The sequence below is a fragment of the Pseudomonas sp. WAC2 genome (assembly GCF_030403525.1).
In the GTDB taxonomy this organism is placed as follows: Bacteria; Pseudomonadota; Gammaproteobacteria; order Pseudomonadales; family Pseudomonadaceae; genus Chryseomonas; species Chryseomonas luteola.
Map to the genome: position 1 here is coordinate 18,809 of NZ_JAUEPD010000008.1, position 19,768 is coordinate 38,576.

Genomic DNA, 19,768 nt, shown 5'->3' on the forward strand with positions numbered 1-19,768 from the left:
GTCGTTGGGGTGGTTACTGCGTGAGCTTGGCCATGACTTCGGAGGCGGGCTTGCCGTCTCGAGTCGTCACCCCGGCCAGCCAGGTGTCCACTACCTGGGCATTTGCTTTCAGCCACGCTTTTGCGGCGGCCTCCGGCGTCTTACCTCCATTGAGTACGTCGTCCATGAGCTGGTTCTCCATGCCTAGCGAGAAGTTCAGATTGGTCAGCAGCTTGCCGACATTCGGGCATTCCTGGATGTAGCCTTTGCGCACATTGGTGTAAATCGTGGCGCCGCCCAGGTTGGGGCCGAAGTAGTCGTCACCGCCTTCCAGATACTTCATCTTGAATCGGGTATTCATGGGGTGCGGTTCCCAGCCCAGAAAGACGACCCACTGCTTGCGACGCTCGGCGCGCTGAACCTGGGAGAGCATGCCCGCTTCGCTGGACTCGACCATCTTGAACTTGCCCAGGTCGAACGCATTTTTGTCGATCATGCTCTGAATCAGGCGATTGCCGTCATTGCCCGGCTCGATGCCATAGATCTTGCCGCCAAATTTGTCGGCATTCTTGACGATATCGGCAAAGGTCTTCACGCCGGCGTCGTACACGTATTCCGGGACTGCCAGGGTGTATTTGGCCCCTTCGAGGTTGGCGCGCAGGGTTTCGACACTGCCGTTGTCGCTGTAGGGCTTGATATCGGCCGCCATGCTCGGCATCCAGTTACCCAGAAAGACATCGATATCCTTGTTTTGCATCGACTTGTAAGTCACAGGTACGGAGATCATGTTGGTCTTGGTCTTGTAGCCCAGCGACTGCAGGATTTCGGACGTTACGGCGGTAGTGACGGTAATGTCGGTCCAGCCGACATCGGCAAAGCGAACGGTGGCGCAGGACTCGGGCTCGGCCGCCTGGGCCAGAAGCGGGGCGCCTAAGCTCAGGGCCAGTAGTAACGCATTGCAACCTTTCATGGTGAATGTCTCCTTCCTGATGCTGCCGCGCATGCACAAGGCATAGGGCAGCAAATCGTGGCAGACGGGTGTGGTTCGGCAAGGGTCAGGCCGATGTACTCCGCTGCGTGATAGGTTATCTGTAACCGATCGTTCATCAACCGCCTACCAGTCACGTCGCATCCAGTGCAGGCGGCGTCGTAACCAGAGGTCGAGGCGTCGTAGCCAGCACAGTTGTGCCGTATGGCAGGCCCTGACCGCGGCAATTTCATGATCGGGGTGTTCGTTAAAACAACGGGTGAAACAGGGCGGCCGGAAAGAGCCGTGCCTGAGGCGGCGGAAAGCGGTCCAGAGGTAAGGACTTTCGCCTTCTGGGTGACCTCACGAATGAGAGAGAATCCATTCAGTGAGGGAGAGGATCTACCGGTAAGAGGCAGGGCACCTGAGCGGCCTGCCTGATAAACCCAGGTTTCACGCATCAAAGCGCGAGCGCTTCCCTGTGACCAAGGGAGCATGCCTGGACATTTCCGGTTTCTAACGGGAAAGCGACGGCGGCCTCTGCCCTGGAGTTGGCGCAAAGGTAAAGCGAGAAGGTGCCCGGTTCGGTGCCGAGTAGTTTTATCGTTTTAATAGCCATGGCAGCCAAGCTGTCTGGTTCATCCAGTTTCATCGAGCCGGCAAGCCGTGCTCGAAACAGAGATAGCGTCTTGCGAGATGGCCGGTCGCCATGCTCAGTCATTCAGGTTACCCAACATCCAGGCAGCCGACAATGTTGCAACCTGTTGCTGCGCCTGTTATGTCCCAAACGCTGTTTTTCGCCTCTACGTGTATAGGCTAAAGACATGCAGACCATGGCCTATAGGGGCTGTAGGTGATAGGACAGTTAATAGTCCTTTTTATTGATTACCGGGGCGGCCTAAAAGGAATAGATATGCTTTTTGAGGGGGATTTCACGTTAAGTAATGAGCGTCACCGCAATGCGATCCGTGGGTAATTAGTGAGCCTGAACTGAATTTGCACACGCCGGGAAAGCTTTGCCACCTTTTGGCGCATCTTTGTGCAGGGGACTGCTTGGCAGAAAGCGAAAATTCGATCCGCCCTTTGTTACTGTAGAAATCTTTTTCCACACAAGCCAGCTCTGCGAGTTGCTACGGATTTGCACATGGACACAGCCTGCCATGACCCATCGGTCACTGATGGCCTTTGGCACTACCAGCCTCGGAACCGCTTTGCCAAGCATCTTCTTTCTTTTTAATTGAATGGCTGTTCAAGGTAGGCATGACATTTGCGAAGCCTCTATCCAAGGTCATACGGCCTGGCGGTGTTACATCCCGTGACAACGGGTGATTCCGTCAGCAGCTGGACACGACTCACGACGATAAAAAGAGCCTCAATGAGGCCATACCGGGCTTAGCGTGAAGAGGGCGTTCCAATGTCATTGAATCAAAGTCAGCCACAACACCGTGTTCCGCAATCCATCGGGTTCCTGCTGCTGGACAACTTCACCCTGATCTCACTGGCGTCGGCGATAGAGCCACTGCGGATGGCCAATCAGCTGTCGGGTCGTGAGCTGTTCCGCTGGTCTACGCTCAGCCTGGATGGCCGTCCGGTCCAGGCCAGTGACGGCCTGCAAATTACTCCGGACAGTGCTGTCGCGGCTGCACCGGCCATGGACATGGTCATCGTGTGTGGCGGTGTGGGCATTCAGCGAAGCGTCATGCGGGAACATGTGAGCTGGCTGCAGGCGCAGGCACGGCAGGGCCGCAAGCTGGGCGCTGTCTGCACGGGCAGTTGGGCGCTGGCCAAGGCCGGGCTGCTCGATGGTTACGAGTGCAGCGTGCATTGGGAGATGCTGGCCTCCATGCAGGAAGCCTTCCCGCGTGTATCACTGACGACGCGGCTATTTTCCATCGACCGTAACCGCTTCACCTCCTCGGGAGGTACTGCTCCCATGGACATGATGCTGCACCTGATCGGCCGTGAACACGGTCGCGAGTTGTGCGCTGCGATTTCTGAAATGTTCATTTATGAACGTATCCGCAACGAGCAGGATCATCAGCGTGTGCCGCTCAAACATATGCTGGGCACCAATCAACCCAAGCTGCAGGAAATCGTCGCGCTGATGGAGGCCAACCTGGAGGAGCCCATTGACCTCGACGAGCTGGCCGTCTACGTGAATGTGTCGCGTCGCCAGCTGGAGCGCTTATTCCAGAAATACCTGCACTGTTCGCCGTCGCGCTATTACCTGAAACTGCGCCTGATTCGAGCCAGACAGCTGCTCAAACAGACCACCATGTCCATCATCGAAGTGGCATCGGTATGCGGATTCGTTTCCACGCCGCACTTCTCGAAGTGTTACCGGGAGTATTTTGGGATTCCCCCGCGTGATGAGCGGCAGGGCGTATCGATGGGGCAGCCTGTGATGCTGGTGCCGGTTCCGCAGGAGTTGGCCTTACTCCCGACATCCTCGGCCCTGGCCGCGCTCAGTCAGGCGCAAGGAGAGTCGACGTTTGCCAGTGTAAGGCTTGGCTGATAGACGTGCTGCCCTGGCCTAGCGATGCTGGGCCAGGGCAGGTAGCAGCTGACGAGCAATAGCTTCGCGAACGGACGGTAATAATGTCGCATGACCTGACAGGAGTTCTTCGACCAGACGCCGCAGGGCTGTGACCCGCTCAGGGTTCAGCCCGCATAGCGCTTGCTGGCAGGCTTGCTCGGGAGTGGTACCCGACGGTACGGCGATACCCAGTGCAATCAGGCGGTCCCTGAAGTCGTCCTGGTCGATCAGGTCTGCATGCATCATGACGAATCCTCCGTTAAGTCCCGTACCGATTCTTGGCAGTGGTCAATGGCAAGGCAAGTGTACAAGGCGGTACTGGATACGAGCAGGTCGCTTTTCAGCAAGCAGGGCGTCTAATGGGTTGTATATCTGTAATAAAACGAAAGTCTAATAGCTCCGGGAGGGGCAATATGTCACAGGGTGATTTTAGGAAGGTGCTGCTAAAGTAGCGCTTCTTGTCGAGTTGAGCGGCTTAGCTCCTCGAATTTCCGGGAAAAGCGCCCTTACGCTTGGTCTGGACGAAACACACTGAGGCCCAACAGGGCATTTTAACCCCGCGTGCTTGCTAAGGCATTGCGGGGTTTTTTTTCGACATTTTTCCGCTTTTCCGTCTTCATTGGAGCGCGTTCTGCTCCAGGCGTCTGGCTCAGCTTTTGGCTGGCGCTAGAGGCATGGGGTGGCCAGCCGTTACTGCCTGTTGAACGCGCATTGACGCTTCTGGTAATCCCCCTGTCGTTTTTACGCGATAGCGCAGAAAACCTGAGGGATATGCTCCTTTCAAAGCGTCGGCACATGATCCGGCGTCGCGAAACCTGGGAGCTGCCCTGATGAATGCCACTGAACTGCACGCCGACAGCATCGTTATCGACGGGCTGATCATCGCCAAATGGAACCGTGAGCTCTTTGAGGACATGCGCAAGGGAGGGCTGACGGCAGCCAACTGCACCGTGTCGGTCTGGGAAGGCTTCAAGGCGACCGTGGACAACATCGCGGCGCAAAAGAAGCTGATGCGCGAAAACAGTGATCTGGTCATGCCGGTCTACACCACCGCCGACATCCGCAAGGCCAAGTCTCAAGGTAAGACTGGCATCATCTTCGGCTTTCAGAATGCCCATGCGTTTGAGGACCAGCTCGGCTACGTAGAGATCTTCAAGCAGCTGGGCGTAGGCATCGTGCAGATGTGCTACAACACCCAGAACCTGGTAGGCACAGGTTGCTATGAGCGCGACGGCGGCCTGTCCGGTTTTGGCCGCGAGGTCGTTGCCGAGATGAACCGCGTCGGCATCATGTGCGACCTGTCCCATGTCGGCAGCAAGACCTCTGAAGAAGTCATTCTCGAATCCCAAAAGCCGGTTTGCTATTCCCACTGCCTGCCGTCCGGCCTGAAAGAGCATCCGCGTAACAAGTCCGACGAAGAGCTTAAGTTCATTGCCGATCATGGTGGTTTCGTGGGCGTTACGATGTTTGCGCCGTTCCTGGCCAAGGGCATCGAATCCACTATCGATGATTATGCCGAAGCCATCGAGTACGTGATGAATATCGTTGGCGAAGACGCCATCGGCATTGGTACCGACTTTACCCAGGGCCACGGCCAGGACTTCTTCGAATACCTCACCCATGACAAGGGTTACGCCCGTCGATTGACCAACTTCGGCAAGATCGTGAACCCCCTGGGCATCCGCACCGTAGGCGAATTTCCCAACCTGACCGAGACGCTGCTCAAGCGAGGCATGTCCGAGCGCACTGTGCGCAAGGTCATGGGCGAGAACTGGGTAAGGGTGCTCAGCGAGGTGTGGGGCGAGTAAGTCATTTCATTTCTTGAAGGTCCGCGGCTGGATCCCGCCATGACCTGATTCAGCCTGCACTGATCTTCGACGATCACCGGTAGGGTGGATCAACCGTACCGCGGCGTAGCCCACCCTACACAAGCACATTCGTTTGGAGTTTCACCATGGCCACACATGCTCCCGAAATGCCAATCCAGGTCGACGACGAAACCGGCGTCTGGACCACCGATGCACTGCCCATGCTGTATGTACCGCGTCATTTCTTCGTCAATAACCATATGGGGATCGAAGAGGTGCTCGGTGCAGAGAAGTATGCCGAGATTCTTTACAAGGCTGGCTACAAGTCCGCCTGGCACTGGTGTGAGAAAGAGGCCGAGTGCCATGGACTGGTTGGCGTCGAGGTGTATGAGCACTACATGAAGCGCCTCTCCCAGCGCGGCTGGGGACTCTTCGATATCGAGCAGATCGACGTGAATGCCGGTACGGCCCAGGTTCGGCTGCGGCACTCCGCCTTCGTCTACGTGTACGGCAAGGTCAACCGCAAGGTGGATTACATGTTTACCGGCTGGTTTGCCGGGGCCATGGACCAGATCCTTGCCGCCAGAGGCAGCGCGGTCCGTACCGTGGCCGAGCAGGTGTACAGCGGGGCGGAAGAGGGCCATGACGACGGCCTGTTCGTGGTGAAGCCGCTGTAACGGCGCAATGAACGATAACAAGACCGACCGTGCGTAATTCGCTGAGATGAGGTGCCGTGATGGCCTTTGAAGCAATGTTCCAACCAATCCAGATCGGCAAGCTGACGATTCGCAACCGCGTACTCAGCACGGCGCACGCCGAGGTGTATGCCACTGATGGCGGCATGACGACCGAACGGTACGTCAAATATTACGAAGAAAAAGCCAAGGGCGGCATTGGCCTTGCCATTTGCGGCGGTTCCTCAGTCGTGGCGATCGACAGCCCGCAGCACTGGTGGAGTTCGGTAAACCTCGCTACCGACCGCATCATTCCGCACTTCCAGAACCTGGCTGATGCCATGCACCGGCATGGTGCCAAGATCATGATCCAGATTACCCACATGGGTCGCCGTTCCCGTTGGGACGGTGGTCACTGGCCAACCCTGATGTCGCCGTCCGGTATCCGCGAGCCTGTGCATCGCGCTACTTGTAAGACCATCGAGCCGGAGGAGATCTGGCGGGTGATCGGCAATTTTGCCCAGGCCGCACGCCGGGCGAAAGCGGGTGGGCTGGATGGCGTCGAGCTGTCTGCTGTGCACCAGCACATGATCGATCAGTTCTGGTCGCCCCGTGTGAACAAGCGTACCGATGAATGGGGCGGCAGCTTCGAGAACCGTATGCGCTTTGGCCTGGAAGTGCTCAAGGCTGTACGGGCCGAAGTTGGCGATGACTTCTGTGTCGGCATGCGGATCTGTGGTGATGAATTCCACCCGGACGGCCTGACCCATGACGATATGAAACAGATCGCCAAGTATTACAACGACACCGGCATGGTGGACTTCTTTGGCGTGATCGGCTCCGGCTGCGACACCCACAATACCCTGGCCAACGTGATCCCCAACATGACCTATCCACCGGAGCCGTTCCTGCATCTGGCGGCCGGTATCAAGGATGTGGTCAGCGTGCCCGTGCTGCATGCGCAGAACATCAAGGATCCGAACCAGGCGACACGCATCCTTGAGGGCGGTTACGTGGACATGGTCGGTATGACCCGTGCCCACATCGCCGATCCGCATCTGATCGCCAAGATCAAGATGGGGCAGGTGGACCAGATTCGCCAGTGTGTTGGCGCCAACTACTGCATCGACCGTCAATACCAGGGGCTGGACGTGCTGTGTATTCAGAACGCCGCAACCAGCCGTGAATATATGGGGGTTCCGCACATCATCGAGAAATCCACCGGGCCCAAGCGCAAAGTAGTCGTTGTCGGCGGCGGCCCGGCGGGAATGGAAGCGGCTCGCGTCTCGGCTGAGCGGGGGCATGACGTGACCCTGTTCGAAAAGCAGGAGCAGCTGGGTGGGCAGATTACTCTCGCGTCCCGGGCGCCTCAGCGCGACCAGATCGCGGGTATCACGCGGTGGTATCAACTGGAGCTGGCTCGCCTGAATATCGACCTACGGCTGGGGACGGCGGCTGATCCTGACACGATCATGGATCTACGTCCGGACATTGTCGTGCTGGCCAATGGCGGTCATCCATTCATGGAGCAGAACGAGCATTGGGGCGCGGCCGAAGGCCTGGTCGTCAGCAGCTGGGACATTCTTTCCGGCAAGGTCGAGCCGGGTAAGAACGTGTTGGTCTACGACACCATTTGCGAATTTTCCGGAATGTCGGCAGCTGATTATCTGGCCGATAAAGGCGCACAGGTGGAAATCGTCACCGATGACATCAAACCGGGCGTAGCCATTGGCGGGACCACGTTCCCGACCTACTACCGCAGCCTCTACCCGAAGGAGGTGATCATGACCGGCGATCTCATGCTGGAAAAGGTATATCCCGAGGGCGACAAGAAGATTGCCGTACTGGAAAACGAATACACCGGCGCCAAGGAGGAGCGGGTGGTCGATCAGATCGTTATCGAGAACGGCGTGCGACCGGACGAGACCTTGTACTACGCGCTGAAGGACGGTTCGCGTAACAAGGGCCAGATCGATATCGAGGCCTTGTTTGCTATCGAGCCACAACCCGCCTTGAATGAGCAGGGTAGCGGTTATCTCCTGTATCGCATCGGGGACTGCGTGGCGCAGCGCAACACCCACGCCGCAATCTACGACGCATTGCGGCTGTGCAAGGACTTTTAAGTACGCGCCTTTGCGAACCGCAGGGTGGGTTAGCTGCAGAGCAGTCTGACCCACCACGAGGGCTACCCGCGGTTTAGGTACCGCCTGACATGTTGAGGATGGGTAATGCCTCTGGCTCACCCACCCTACGAGGCTCCGGTATGTTAGATATCCTTATTCCCGTTCTGCTCTTTACGGCCCTGGCACTGGCTGCGATCGGTGCTTTTCGACGCGTACGGCTCTGGCGGCAGGGCCGGCCCGCCCATGTCGATCTGATTCGGGGTCTGCTGGCCATGCCGCGGCGCTATCTGGTGGACTTGCACCATGTGGTCGAGCGGGATCGCTATATGTCGCGAACCCATGTGGCCACCGCAGGCGGCTTCGTTCTGGCCGCCGTGCTGGCCGTGCTGGTTCATGGATTTGGCCTGCATAACCGTGTTCTGGGTTGGGCGCTATTGGCGGCCACCGCTTGCATGTTCACGGGTGCCTTGTTCGTGGCCAAGCGTCGCCGCAACCCACCGGCACGCCTGTCCAAAGGGCCATGGATGCGCTTGCCCAAAAGCCTATTGATGTTTTCCGCGAGCTTTTTCATTGCTACGCTGCCCGTAGCGGGCGTACTCCCGGAAAATTTTGGCGGCTGGATACTGGCGACCGTGCTGGCCGTAGGCGTGGCTTGGGGCGTGTCGGAACTATTCTTCGGCATGACCTGGGGCGGTCCGATGAAACATGCCTTTGCCGGTGCCTTGCATCTGGCTTTTCACCGCCGTCCCGAGCGCTTTCGTACGCCGTTCAATGCCAGCGCGGCGCGATCCAGTGGCTTGAAGGCCCTGGACCTGAATGACCCTGCTGCACCGCTGGGTGTGGAGAAACCCAAGGACTTTACGTGGAATCAGCTGCTGGGCTTTGACGCCTGTGTGCAGTGCGGGCGCTGCGAGGCCATGTGCCCCGCCTATGCGGCCGGCCAGCCGCTCAACCCGAAAAAGCTGATCCAGGACATGGTTATCGGCATGGCGGGTGGCACCGACGCGCGTTATTTCGGCTCGCCTTATCCCGGGAAGCCAATTGGTGAGCACGGCGGCAATGCCCATTCGCCCATTGTTTCATTTGAAGGCAAGGCGCTGGTCGATGCCGAGACGCTATGGTCCTGCACCACCTGTCGGGCCTGTGTGGAAGAGTGCCCGATGATGATCGAGCACGTCGATGCCATCGTCGATATGCGTCGCCATCTGACCCTGGAGAAAGGGGCGACCCCCAACAAGGGCGCCGAGGTGCTCGATAATCTGATTGCCACGGATAACCCCAACGGCTTCAACCCGGTCAACCGGATGAACTGGGCTGCGGACCTTGACCTGCCGCTGATCGCCAACCAGCAGCGCGTTGATGTGCTGTTCTGGGTGGGTGATGGTGCGTTCGACATGCGCAACCAGCGGACCCTCAGGGCTTTCGTCAAGATTCTCAAGGCTGCTAAGGTTGATTTTGCCGTGCTGGGGCTGGAGGAGCGCGACAGCGGTGATGTGGCGCGACGCCTGGGGGACGAGGCGACCTTTCAGCAATTGGCCAGGCGCAATATCGCCACGCTGTCGCGGTACCGCTTCAACCGGATCGTGACATGCGACCCGCATAGCTTTCACGTGCTGAGAAACGAATACGGCGCGCTGGGCGGGGCTTATACGGTCCTGCATCACAGCACCTTTCTGGCAGAGCTGCTGGACGCTCAGGCGCTTCATCTCGGGCAGCACAAGGGGAGCAGCGTGACCTATCACGACCCCTGCTATCTGGGTCGATACAACGGAGAGTACGAGGCGCCCCGCAAGGTACTCAAGGCCATCGGGATTGAGGTCAAGGAAATGGAGCGCTCCGGCTTCCGGGCTCGCTGCTGTGGCGGTGGAGGGGGCGCACCGATTACCGATATTCCCGGCACGCAGCGGATTCCCGACATGCGCATGGCCGATATCAAGACGACTGGAGCGGAGGTTGTCGCTGTGGGATGCCCTCAATGTACTGCCATGCTGGAGGGGGTAGTCGCGCCCCGTCCGGAGGTAAAGGACATTGCAGAGCTGGTCGCCGAAGTCGTAATCGAGGCACCCGCCGTGCCGGTAAAGCAACCAATCACGCCCCGGCGTGAAGCGGTGGAGATCTCCTGATGAACGCATCCTGTATTACCCGATTGGCCATGAGCGCCGCGATATCCACTCAGGCACGGACGTTTTTCAAAGGAGCAGGGCATGACTGACATCCTCCGCCGTGATCCGCATGCCGAATGGATCGCCCGTAACCGGCTTCATCCCCTGCACACCTTGATGCAGGCGAGTACGTGTGATGAGCAGCCTCGCTGGATGGGCCCTAACGGCATCATTCGTAAGAATCCCCACGCAGCTCTGGGCTTCAAGGGGCCTAGCGGCTTGCGCCGTATCGATCGCAGTGGCGCTCAGCAGGGCAACGGGGTTCGTCGGTTGGGTGAGGCCCAGGAGGTGCTACTGCCGTTGCATCGGGTCGAAGAGCCCGCCTTCATTATTGCCGTAGTGCCCGATCTGGTAGGGGGACGGCTTTCCAGCCACGACCGCGATCTGCTCGGCCTGGCGCGACAGCTGGCAGGCTCAACAGGGGCAGTGTTGGCCATTGCCTTTGGCGAGCACAAGGAGTCTGGCTTCGATAAGGCAGGTGTTGACCGGCTATTGCAATTGAGCGGTCATGAATACACGGGATACTCGCCTGAACAGCGCGTGCTGGCGCTGCGTGCAGTAGAGAGCCAGTTCTTGCCACGTCACTGGTTGTTGCCGGACAGCCGTACCGGTGGTGGCGAGTTGGGTCGTCGTTTCGCTGCTACGCTACATGAGCGGCCTGCCACACGCGTCTGGCAGATAAAGGATGGCCTATGTACCGGCCGTGCCGGCGCAGGCAGCGAAGATCTGACGCGTCCTGTCCCCAGGGTAGTGTTGGCCTGCGCCGAGTGTGCGGAGCCGGTCAGTGAAACACGATATGAGGCACGTACGGTCACGCTGGCTGAAGGCAATCAGTTGCGAGCGCTTGTGCGTATCGAGGACATGGGGGCCGTGGCCGTCGATCCGGCGCTTGTTCCCATGGCCGAGGCAGAATTCATTCTGTCCGGTGGTAATGGCGTTCAGGACTGGGATCTCTTCCATCGGGCAGCCCGGGCGCTTGGGGCAACAGAAGGGGCTTCACGGGTGGCGGTAGACGACGGGCATATGCCACGTCACCGGCAGGTAGGCGCTACGGGGACCTGGGTAACGGCACGGGTCTACCTGGCCGTCGGGATTTCCGGCGCGGTACAGCACTTACAGGGCATAGGTGCCTGCGACAAGGTCATTGCCATCAACCTCAATCCGGGGTGCGACATGATCAAGCGGGCAGACCTGTCGGTCATTGCAGATTCGAACGCCGTGCTGGAAGCCTTGATCGATCTGGTCGAGGCCTACCGCCGCGGTGAGCAGAAGGAAGCGGCCTGAAGTGGTCGTCCGCAGGACTACCGCTTCAGCAACGCAACGTGAGTCTTGAAGGAGGTAAACGGTATGTCCGACGGCCAATTGAACGTGATTACGCTGGTATCGGTGGGGTCGCATCCCATGTCGGCCCGTGCCCGCCGCGCAGAGCAGGATGCCCGAGCGGTCGAACTGGGGCTGCATCTGGCGGGTGATCGACTCACGGTACTGCATGCCGGTAATCCCTACGAGGAGTCGCTGCGCGCCTACCTGGGTATGGGATTGCCTGTCCTGCATGTCCTGGAGCAGCCCAAGGGCGCCGATGCTCTACCGGTGCTGGTGGAATACCTTCGGGAGGCTCAGGTCCAGGTTGTATTGACCGGCACTCAAGCCGAGACCGGGGAAGGGTCGGGCATGCTGCCCTATCTTCTGGCCGAATCGCTGGGTTGGCCTCTAGTAGTTGGGCTGGCAGACGTTGAATCGGTAGACGCCGGACATGCCCAGGTACTGCAAGCTCTGCCGCGCGGACAAAGGCGACGGCTAAAGGTACGCCTGCCTTTTGTCGCCAGTGTGGACAACGCAGCGCCAGCCGCCCGTCAAAGCGCCTTTGGGCCCGCAAGACGTGGAGAGATCAAGGTTGAAGACGTGGATATCGTCGATGACCTCCTGTGGCAAGAGGCCGTCTTGCAGCCGGCTCGTCCACGGCCGAAGCGGCTGAAAGTCATCAAGGCCAAGACGGCTGCCGATCGTTTTCGTGCCGCCACGGCCAAGGCAACAGGAGATGGCGGTCAGATCCTGAGAGATGTCACCCCACAGGCGGGCGCAGAAGCCATTTTCAAGGTCTTGCGTGAGGAAGGCGTCGTTCGGTAGGACGACTTTCATATGTCATGTCGGCTTCCGGCTTGCTGGAGGCTTTTGAGTGCCTGTCTTTTTATCCCTTCAAGCCCACAAAATGTGTGCACGAGCCTGTGGATAATCTGTTGGATAATTATTCGACCCTAGTAACCATGCGGCTTTAGCTGAGGTGGTCACTTTTTGATCAAAATGGCAGGGGCGGCTTTTCCTGTAATCACAACAACTTGTGGATAAGTTTGTGAGTAATATGTTTGGAAGACGCTGTAAGCCTTGATTTTAAAGGGATAGAGGCAAGTACTGTATTGTTGATCAGTGTTGACAAAGCTAATGGGGTCTCTATTTCAGCCTCGTGTGAAGAGCGTGCACTTCACTGAGTTATCCACGCGATAAAAAGCTAAAAATGCCCTGAAAAGGTGAATGAACCATGGGAAGAGCTGTGGATAAGCTGTTGCTGAGGGTTGGTTAACTCATCTGTCAATGACTTGGATGACAAAACTCTTTCATCCACAAAGGCTATTATTAAGCCATTACAGGCAATTATGAGATGTTTTAGCCTTTTATTCAGGCAGAGCCATCCAAAGGACTTGCTCGTTCAAGCCATGCCAGCCGCTTTCCCACAATTACTGTGCGTCTGGCTGTGGACAGCATGTTCGTTAATGCCGCCAAGCCTTATGCCATGCAGGGTCCAGACAGTTGCTCATTTATTGATCAATCAATTCAAGATCGATTTTTCTACTCACTATTACTGTGGTTTCGCTTGTGGATACAGTGTTCATGATTGCCTGGAAGCCACGACATACAAGGCCTCCAGAGGATTGATCGTTTTTTGAGCAGTTTTGTTGGTCAGCGAAGCTTGATGGTAATAGCCTCAATAGAGTCGTTGAGCTCGAAGCGTGTTTCCTCAAACGTGGCCTTACGCATCTTCAGTGGAGGGTTCTGGCTGTAGCCATACTGCTCAGTTGGCATCCCGATAAAGTTCGTATCGAGCTTCTGATTGCCGTTGGCATCTCGAATGACCGATACCGCATAGGTGCCGGGCTTCAGGTTCTTGAAGGTATGCTGCACCGTGGTCCCTGTAACTGGGATATGGGCGGATGCCTCCAACGGTTTGTCGTTATCCCACGCGCCGGCCGAAGCGAATACGGCTACCAGCAATTCACCTTTGGCCTCCTCGATATCGGTAAAGGTCACGTTGAGATCAGCAGCATGGGCATGGCCCAGTGTCCAGATAAGGCCGAAAACGCAGAGGGGCAAGCGCTTCATGCAAGCTCCGTTGTAGGGTGGGAGACAAGGGTGTGAGTAATCGCGTCGAGGCGTTCGAAAAGATAGTCGGGCCCGGCTCTGCGTAACGCCTCTGGGCTGGCATACCCCCAGCTGACCGCACCGCAGGCAATACCTGCCTTGCGCGCCGCCTGAATATCCCGCAATTCATCCCCAATGCAGATCGTGGCATCGGGCGAGACATTACAACGGGCGACTACCTGTTTAAGGCGTGAGCTTTTGCCGAGCAGGGGCGCGTTACATTCGAGACAGTCCAGATAGCGAGCCGACGGGCCAAGAATGCACTCGACATTTTCAAGTGAATTGGACGTGACCAGCGCCAACTGCATTCCGGCCTGATGCAGGGTCTCCAGCATGGCGGGTACGCCCTCGAAAGGCCGCACGGTATGGCCGCCGTGCGCCATCAGGCGTTGAAAGTGGTGCGCGACACGTGGGATTTTCCACAGTGGAATATCAAAGTAACGCAGCAGCTGGCGGGTATCGTAGCTGCGGATGCGATCAAAGTCGGCTGGGTCGTACCGGTTGAAGCGATGTGCCTGAGCCAGTGTGTCGAGCGACTCGAGAAAGAATGGAAAGCTGTCGGCCAGGGTGCCATCAAAGTCGAAAATGACGAGTTGGTAGCGCATGGGCAGGGCGGCTGGCCGTGATAGGAAGAGAAGAGAGAGTAGCCGGGGCGGACGCCTGCGACAAATACAACCGGTGCCAAGTGTGATGGCACCGGTTGTATCAGGGTTACAGCGAGAAGCGACGCACCAGACCGTTGAGGTCTACCGCCAGGCGAGAAAGCTCCTGGGTGGCAACGCTGGTCTGCTGTGCACCGGCTGCCGTTTGCACAGACAAGTCACGAATGCTGACCAGGCTGCGGTCCACTTCACGGGCAACCTGAGCCTGTTGCTCGGAGGCGCTGGCAATCAGCAGGTTACGGTCGTTGATGTCGGCCACGTTCGACGTGATGGTCGCCAATGCTTCGCCAGCCGCGTTGGCTTTTTCCAGCGTACTGCGGGCACGCTCGGCGCTGCTCTGAAGCGCTTGTACTGTATGGCCGGTCCCCTGCTGGATGCTACCGATCATGGATTCGATCTCACGGGTCGACTCCCCGGTACGGTGTGCCAGGGCGCGAACCTCATCGGCCACGACGGCAAAGCCACGGCCAGCATCACCTGCACGGGCGGCTTCAATAGCGGCGTTGAGCGCCAGCAGGTTGGTTTGTTCAGCCACGGCGCGGATCACATCCAGAACCTTGCTGATATTAAGGGCCTGCTCGGCAAGTTCCTCGGCACTTTGAGAAGCGCCCAAGACATCGCTGGTCAGTGCCTCAATGGAGGCAATGGCATCGCTTAGTTGTGCACGGCCCTGTTGAGCCGAATGACTGGACGCCTGTGATGCTTCAGAGGTGCTGACCGCGTTACTGGCAACGCCTTCTACGGCAGACGTCATTTCGTTCACAGCGGTAGCCGCCTGCTCGATCTCATCATTCTGGCGTTGCAGACCGCGAGTGGACTCATCCATGACTGCGCTCATTTCGTCAGCCGCTGATGACAGCTGAGTAGCCGAGTCGCCGATCTGGCCGATAGTCTGGCGCAGATTGACCTGCATGGCGGCCAATGCTTGAAGCAGTTCTGCTGCCTCATCCCGACCTTGAGCTTTTACGTTCTGGCTCAGGTCGCCACCGGCAATCTGTTTGGCAACGCTTACTGCCTGGCCAATAGGCTTGACGATGCTGGCTGTCAGCAGCAGGGCCAATATGATCGTGACGATTACGGCCAGTATGATAATGCTGATCACGACCATCTGGGCTTGGCTGTAGCTCTCGGCTGCGGCCTGACCGGCCTTGGCCGCTGTATCCTGATTGATCTTTTGCAGCAAAATGTTCTGATCGTTGACGATGATGCCTCGGGGCGCCAGTTCAGTATTGATCAGCTTGTTAGCGGAGGGTAGATCCTCCTGGCTTACAAAGCCCTGCACCTTGGCCAGAATGTTCATGTATTCCTGAAAGGTGGTCTTGAGCGTGGACAGCGCTTGGCGTTCCTGCTCGTTGGAAACCAGCGTCTCGTATTTCTTGAAGGTTTCCTGGATCTTGCCATCCAGTGTGGCAATAGTCTGGTTGCTCCTGGCCTGCACTGCCTTGTCCGGATTCGCCACCAGGCGAAGCACCTCGACACGAAGGCGGGTGATGTTCAGCGCAATTTCATCTGCCGTTGCAAGGCTCGGCATGGCGTTGTGTTCGATGACTTGTCCGGCACGGCGGATATCAGCCATTTGCATCAGGTTGGAAATGCCTAGGATGATCAGTAGCAGAGCTACTGCACCAAAGCTCAGAAGGGTCCGGTAAGAGATCTTCAAATGTCTGAACATGATCGGTCCTGTTAAAAAGGAGAGAGGCAGACGGTCCTTCGTTCTGTCAGGGATGCCTGCATATCGGACGCGATCGGAAATGCTTAAGGGTAATCATCAGACAAAGGTCAAAAGTTTGCGCCCCAGCGACAGAAAAGTTAAAGGCGAAGGCCGCTAGCGGCGGCCGTGATAGAGGTCAGTGCTCGCCTAGGACGTGCTGTACCAGAGCCTTGTGAGCGGCTTCGTCCTTTCGGTCGGACAGCATCTGTACAACCGCAACCCGCGCATCTGCCTCGGCAATAAAGGCGGTGCTGCGCATGGGCGTGCCGTTCATGACTGACGTGGTTTCCAGTTGCTGAAGGGTCAGGCCGTCGCGCTTTAGGGTCTTTTCCTTGATCACTTTGAATTTGCTGCCGCTCAGTTTTTGCCGTGCATAAAATGCGGCTTTGGCCTTGGCAAGCACGACTCGGTTGCTGGCGCTCTTACCTTCTGACGCTGGCGTTTCAGAGGTAACGATCAACTGTTGGCTGGCCTTGTTGATATACAGTTTGCCGCGCGCTGACGGGTCTTCGGCAGTTGTGCCGGGCGGCAGTGGACTGACATCGAACCCCTCGGGTAATGCCAGCACTAGCTGATGGTTCAGCAGGGAGATGGGGCGGCTATTGGCTGTCTGGGTGGTTTCGGCCTTGCTGGCAGCCTGGACCGGTAGAGTGACAAGGCCGAATACAAGGGCAGCCGAAGCCAGGGCCATTTTCAGGCTGTTGTTGTTCATGTCAGATCCTTGAATGGATTGCGTTGAGTCCTTTGGGTGCCGAAAGGCTTGGCAGCCAGGGCCCAACGACTGGCCGGATTATTTCATAGCGGCAAGCCTGCATTGCGCTGCGCTTTCCTGAAGCGTGCAGTGCTTGGCAGTTGAAAATGCAACGGTTTTTGACTGAACAAAAGAAACCCCGCCGAAGCGGGGTTCTTAAAACAAAGTAGTTAATCAGCCATCGGCACCCACTTGACGCAGGTGCGGTACGGGCTGCTCCTCGCCCAGGTTGGCCAGTAGGCGTTCGCTGTACCAGTCAATGAAATTAATGACGCCAAATTCATAGGTCTGTGAATACGGGCCGGGCTGGTAGGCCTTGGAGTTGATGCCGCGCTGGTTTTCTTCGGCCAGGGTTCGGTCCTGCTGGTTAGTGGCATCCCAGACCTTACGCAGGTTTTCCACCTCGTAATCGACACCTTCTACCGCGTCCTTGTGCACCAGCCACTTGGTAGTCACCAGGGTTTGCTGGGCACTGATCGGCCAGACGGTGAACACGATCAGGTGATCCCCCATGGCGTGGTTCCAGGAGTGCGGTAGGTGCAGGATGCGCATGGAGCCCAACTCCGGGTTCTTGATACGCCCCATCAGCTTCTTGCAGCCGGGCTTGCCATCCAGCGTCATGGAAGCCGTGCCCTTGAGTAGCGGCATGCGCACAATGCGGTTACGCAGGCCAAAGCTGGCGTGGGCATACGGGATCTGCTCGGCCTCCCAAGCGGCGGCGCTTTCGGCAACGTGATCCTTGAAGGCTTGGTTGGCACGTGGATCGGTTACATCGTCCCACTCCAGAAGTGTCTTGAGCAGCTCTGGGTGCGAGCCGTTGCAGTGGTAGCACTCGCGGTTGTTTTCAAGCACTAGCTTCCAGTTGGCGGCTTCCATCAGGTCCGTACGGGCTACGACCTTGGTGTTTTCCATGTCGTACGGCTCCATGTAATGGTCGAGCGTACGCAGGAAGTCATCGATAGCGGGAGGCTCGTCGGCCAGGCAGATAAAGATGTATCCGCCCGCCGTTTTCACATGCACCGGCTTCAGGTTGAAGTCCGCCATGTTGAAGTCAGCACCCATTTCGGTACCGGCAAACAGCAGGCGGCCGTCCAGCTCGTAGGTCCATTGATGATAGGGGCAGACCAGCTTGGCCACCTTGCCTTTCTCGCTGACGCACAGGCGAGAACCGCGGTGCCGACACACGTTATGAAAAGCGTGTACTTTGCCTTCAGCACCACGCACCACCATGACGGGGTTATCGCCAATCTGCAGCGTGAGGAAATTGCCTTTGGCAGGGATTTCACTCGTCATTCCGGCAATCAGCCACTCCTTGCCAAAGATCTCCTGCATGTCGATCTGGAACAGACGCTCATCGTTATAGAACGGCTGTGGCATTGAGTAAGTTCGCTCACGGGTACGCAGCATCTCTGCGGTGGCCTTACGGGCCGATTCCAGCGGATCGCCCAGACTCAAAGGGTAGGTGACGTCCATCGGTATCCTCATGCGGCAGCACACAGGTGCGCCGGTGAAAAAGTGGCTGATAGGGTTGTGATGCAAGGCGTTTGGACAGCTTGTTCAAGGCTGCCCGTGTGGTTGGTGAAATCAGTGTGGGGCTGCGTCTGGATAGGGCCTTATCCACGCGCGACATGGTCGAATCATTTCCCGACGCGGCAAGTCCCGTGGGCGCTGGGCTGGTCGCTCTAAGCATGCCGATGTCGTTGGCAGGTAAATGCCGACGAAAGGGCCTCTCCACAATCGCCCCATCACCGCCTGAAGATGCGGCGGGTCTCAACGCGTGAGGGCACGTGCATGAACAGCTTTCTGAATCCGGTTACTACGCAGACCTGGGCCAATGGTCGCCATGCGGTACGTTGCGTCAAGGCGATTCAGGAAACCTGGGATGTACGAACCTTCTGCTTCATGGCGGACGTACCCCTGATGTACTTTTTCAAACCCGGTCAGTTCGTGACGCTGGAGCTTGAGATCGAGGGGCAGCAGGTGATGCGTTCATACACAATCTCCAGCTCGCCCTCCGTGCCCTACAGCTTCTCGATCACGGTCAAGCGTGTCCCGGGTGGCAAGGTATCGAACTGGCTGCATGACAACCTGCGTGAAGGGCAGGAGCTTGCGGTGCATGGGCCGGTGGGGCTGTTCAACGCCATTGACTACCCGTCCGACAAGGTCCTGCTGCTCTCCGGTGGCGTAGGTATCACACCGGTGATGTCCATGGCCCGCTGGTTTTTCGACACGAACGCTAACGTGGACATGGTGTTTGTACACAGTGCCCGCACGCCAAAGGACATCATCTATCACCGCGAGCTGGAGCACATGGCCTCGCGGGTCTCTAATTTCTCGCTGCATCTTGTGTGCGAGCGGAGTGATCTTGGGGAGGCCTGGGCGGGATATCGCGGTTTCTTTGATCGGCGCATGCTGGAATTAATGGCGCCGGATTTTCGTGATCGCGAGGTGTTCTGCTGTGGCCCGACACCTTATATGAATGCTGTGAAGACCATGCTGCGCGAGCTGGGCTACGACATGGCCCGTTATCACGAGGAGTCCTTTGGCGCGACGCCTGCGGATGTCAAGGAAGAGGTTCTCGAACAGGCCGGTCTTGCGGCCGACACACCGCCGGTTCCGCTGGCGGATCAGTGCGAGGTGTTATTTGCGGGCAGCGGCATGAGTGTACGTGTTGGACCAGGTGAGACTGTGCACGGAGCGGCTGCCAAGCTGGGCCTGCATATTCCAAAGGCATGCGGCATGGGCATCTGCGGCACCTGCAAGGTGCTCAAGACCCGTGGTTCGGTTGTCATGGAGCACAACGGCGGCATTACCGAAGAAGACGAGGCCGAAGGTTACATCCTGTCCTGCTGCAGCGTTCCGCAAGGGGACGTTGAAATCGATTTCTAAATATCCTGCAGCGGACATGCCTGTTTGGGCGTGTCCGTCACCGTTTCCTTTTCCCGTCTGATATTACCGCAGCGGCACAATGCCCCTATTTT

General features: G+C 57.8%; 16 protein-coding genes. 8 read left to right on the top strand and 8 right to left on the bottom strand.

The features are described 5' to 3' along the window. Window positions 1-13: 13 nt before the first annotated feature. Together QWJ10_RS16930 and QWJ10_RS16935 are read right to left on the bottom strand one after the other, a co-directional pair. Window positions 14-949: a choline ABC transporter substrate-binding protein gene (locus QWJ10_RS16930; protein ID WP_289928249.1), complete on the bottom strand. Its 936-nt coding sequence runs from the start codon at window positions 947-949 to the stop codon at window positions 14-16. A 457-nt stretch (window positions 950-1,406) separates the two neighbouring features. Next, window positions 1,407-1,667, bottom strand: a complete 261-nt coding sequence (locus QWJ10_RS16935; RefSeq protein WP_122041321.1) for a hypothetical protein — start codon at window positions 1,665-1,667, stop codon at window positions 1,407-1,409. Window positions 1,668-2,360: 693 nt separating this feature from the next. On the opposite strand from QWJ10_RS16935, the gene QWJ10_RS16940 reads away from it, so the two are divergent. After that, window positions 2,361-3,461 carry a GlxA family transcriptional regulator gene (locus tag QWJ10_RS16940; protein WP_010796210.1) on the top strand — a complete coding sequence of 367 codons (1,101 nt, stop codon included), beginning with the start codon at window positions 2,361-2,363 and terminating at the stop codon, window positions 3,459-3,461. Between the two features lie 18 nt (window positions 3,462-3,479). On the opposite strand, the gene QWJ10_RS16945 is transcribed toward QWJ10_RS16940, so the two are convergent. Beyond that, window positions 3,480-3,728: a hypothetical protein gene (locus tag QWJ10_RS16945; RefSeq protein WP_010796209.1), complete on the bottom strand. Its 249-nt coding sequence runs from the start codon at window positions 3,726-3,728 to the stop codon at window positions 3,480-3,482. Between the two features lie 584 nt (window positions 3,729-4,312). On the opposite strand from QWJ10_RS16945, the gene QWJ10_RS16950 reads away from it, so the two are divergent. From QWJ10_RS16950 to QWJ10_RS16975, 6 genes are all read left to right on the top strand, one after another. Beyond that, window positions 4,313-5,290, top strand: a complete 978-nt coding sequence (locus QWJ10_RS16950; protein ID WP_010796208.1) for a dipeptidase — start codon at window positions 4,313-4,315, stop codon at window positions 5,288-5,290. 146 nt (window positions 5,291-5,436) lie between these two features. After that, window positions 5,437-5,967: a DUF5943 domain-containing protein gene (locus tag QWJ10_RS16955; protein ID WP_289928258.1), complete on the top strand. Its 531-nt coding sequence runs from the start codon at window positions 5,437-5,439 to the stop codon at window positions 5,965-5,967. 59 nt (window positions 5,968-6,026) lie between these two features. Then, a complete protein-coding gene (dgcA, locus tag QWJ10_RS16960) occupies window positions 6,027-8,087 on the top strand; it encodes a dimethylglycine demethylation protein DgcA (RefSeq protein WP_289928260.1) in 2,061 nt (686 codons plus the stop codon). A 140-nt stretch (window positions 8,088-8,227) separates the two neighbouring features. Beyond that, window positions 8,228-10,210, top strand: a complete 1,983-nt coding sequence (gene dgcB / locus QWJ10_RS16965) for a dimethylglycine demethylation protein DgcB (RefSeq protein ID WP_289928262.1) — start codon at window positions 8,228-8,230, stop codon at window positions 10,208-10,210. Between the two features lie 81 nt (window positions 10,211-10,291). Further along, the gene (locus tag QWJ10_RS16970; RefSeq protein WP_289928263.1) at window positions 10,292-11,533 is read left to right on the top strand and encodes an electron transfer flavoprotein subunit alpha/FixB family protein; all 1,242 of its coding nucleotides are present in this window, start codon (window positions 10,292-10,294) and stop codon (window positions 11,531-11,533) included. Window positions 11,534-11,596: 63 nt separating this feature from the next. Continuing rightward, window positions 11,597-12,376: an electron transfer flavoprotein subunit beta gene (locus QWJ10_RS16975; protein ID WP_289928265.1), complete on the top strand. Its 780-nt coding sequence runs from the start codon at window positions 11,597-11,599 to the stop codon at window positions 12,374-12,376. An 828-nt stretch (window positions 12,377-13,204) separates the two neighbouring features. Here the strand turns inward: QWJ10_RS16975 and QWJ10_RS16980 are convergent. From QWJ10_RS16980 to gbcA, 5 genes are all read right to left on the bottom strand, one after another. Then, complete coding sequence (locus QWJ10_RS16980; RefSeq protein WP_289928267.1) at window positions 13,205-13,624, bottom strand: DUF2141 domain-containing protein; 420 nt, start codon at window positions 13,622-13,624, stop codon at window positions 13,205-13,207. Further along, a complete protein-coding gene (locus QWJ10_RS16985; RefSeq protein ID WP_289928268.1) occupies window positions 13,621-14,268 on the bottom strand; it encodes an HAD hydrolase-like protein in 648 nt (215 codons plus the stop codon). Before QWJ10_RS16985 ends, QWJ10_RS16980 begins: the two co-directional genes overlap by 4 nt. A 106-nt stretch (window positions 14,269-14,374) precedes the next feature. After that, the gene (locus QWJ10_RS16990) at window positions 14,375-15,997 is read right to left on the bottom strand and encodes a methyl-accepting chemotaxis protein (protein WP_289928271.1); all 1,623 of its coding nucleotides are present in this window, start codon (window positions 15,995-15,997) and stop codon (window positions 14,375-14,377) included. 175 nt (window positions 15,998-16,172) lie between these two features. Further along, window positions 16,173-16,748: an ESPR-type extended signal peptide-containing protein gene (locus QWJ10_RS16995; RefSeq protein ID WP_289928272.1), complete on the bottom strand. Its 576-nt coding sequence runs from the start codon at window positions 16,746-16,748 to the stop codon at window positions 16,173-16,175. 213 nt (window positions 16,749-16,961) lie between these two features. Next, window positions 16,962-18,260, bottom strand: a complete 1,299-nt coding sequence (gene gbcA, locus QWJ10_RS17000; protein ID WP_289928274.1) for a glycine-betaine demethylase subunit GbcA — start codon at window positions 18,258-18,260, stop codon at window positions 16,962-16,964. A gap of 318 nt (window positions 18,261-18,578) precedes the next feature. On the opposite strand from gbcA, the gene QWJ10_RS17005 reads away from it, so the two are divergent. After that, the gene (locus tag QWJ10_RS17005; RefSeq protein WP_010796196.1) at window positions 18,579-19,676 is read left to right on the top strand and encodes a hybrid-cluster NAD(P)-dependent oxidoreductase; all 1,098 of its coding nucleotides are present in this window, start codon (window positions 18,579-18,581) and stop codon (window positions 19,674-19,676) included. The last annotated feature ends 92 nt before the right edge of the window (window positions 19,677-19,768 follow it).

Bases quoted from the DNA above. Each gene is read 5' to 3' on its own strand.
- QWJ10_RS16930 (WP_289928249.1), bottom strand. From the start codon at position 949: ATGAAAGGTTGCAATGCGTTACTACTGGCCCTGAGCTTAGGCGCCCCG.
- QWJ10_RS16935 (WP_122041321.1), bottom strand. From the start codon at position 1,667: ATGACTGAGCATGGCGACCGGCCATCTCGCAAGACGCTATCTCTGTTT.
- QWJ10_RS16940 (WP_010796210.1), top strand. From the start codon at position 2,361: ATGTCATTGAATCAAAGTCAGCCACAACACCGTGTTCCGCAATCCATC.
- QWJ10_RS16945 (WP_010796209.1), bottom strand. From the start codon at position 3,728: ATGATGCATGCAGACCTGATCGACCAGGACGACTTCAGGGACCGCCTG.
- QWJ10_RS16950 (WP_010796208.1), top strand. From the start codon at position 4,313: ATGAATGCCACTGAACTGCACGCCGACAGCATCGTTATCGACGGGCTG.
- QWJ10_RS16955 (WP_289928258.1), top strand. From the start codon at position 5,437: ATGGCCACACATGCTCCCGAAATGCCAATCCAGGTCGACGACGAAACC.
- dgcA (WP_289928260.1), top strand. From the start codon at position 6,027: ATGGCCTTTGAAGCAATGTTCCAACCAATCCAGATCGGCAAGCTGACG.
- dgcB (WP_289928262.1), top strand. From the start codon at position 8,228: ATGTTAGATATCCTTATTCCCGTTCTGCTCTTTACGGCCCTGGCACTG.
- QWJ10_RS16970 (WP_289928263.1), top strand. From the start codon at position 10,292: ATGACTGACATCCTCCGCCGTGATCCGCATGCCGAATGGATCGCCCGT.
- QWJ10_RS16975 (WP_289928265.1), top strand. From the start codon at position 11,597: ATGTCCGACGGCCAATTGAACGTGATTACGCTGGTATCGGTGGGGTCG.
- QWJ10_RS16980 (WP_289928267.1), bottom strand. From the start codon at position 13,624: ATGAAGCGCTTGCCCCTCTGCGTTTTCGGCCTTATCTGGACACTGGGC.
- QWJ10_RS16985 (WP_289928268.1), bottom strand. From the start codon at position 14,268: ATGCGCTACCAACTCGTCATTTTCGACTTTGATGGCACCCTGGCCGAC.
- QWJ10_RS16990 (WP_289928271.1), bottom strand. From the start codon at position 15,997: ATGTTCAGACATTTGAAGATCTCTTACCGGACCCTTCTGAGCTTTGGT.
- QWJ10_RS16995 (WP_289928272.1), bottom strand. From the start codon at position 16,748: ATGAACAACAACAGCCTGAAAATGGCCCTGGCTTCGGCTGCCCTTGTA.
- gbcA (WP_289928274.1), bottom strand. From the start codon at position 18,260: ATGGACGTCACCTACCCTTTGAGTCTGGGCGATCCGCTGGAATCGGCC.
- QWJ10_RS17005 (WP_010796196.1), top strand. From the start codon at position 18,579: ATGAACAGCTTTCTGAATCCGGTTACTACGCAGACCTGGGCCAATGGT.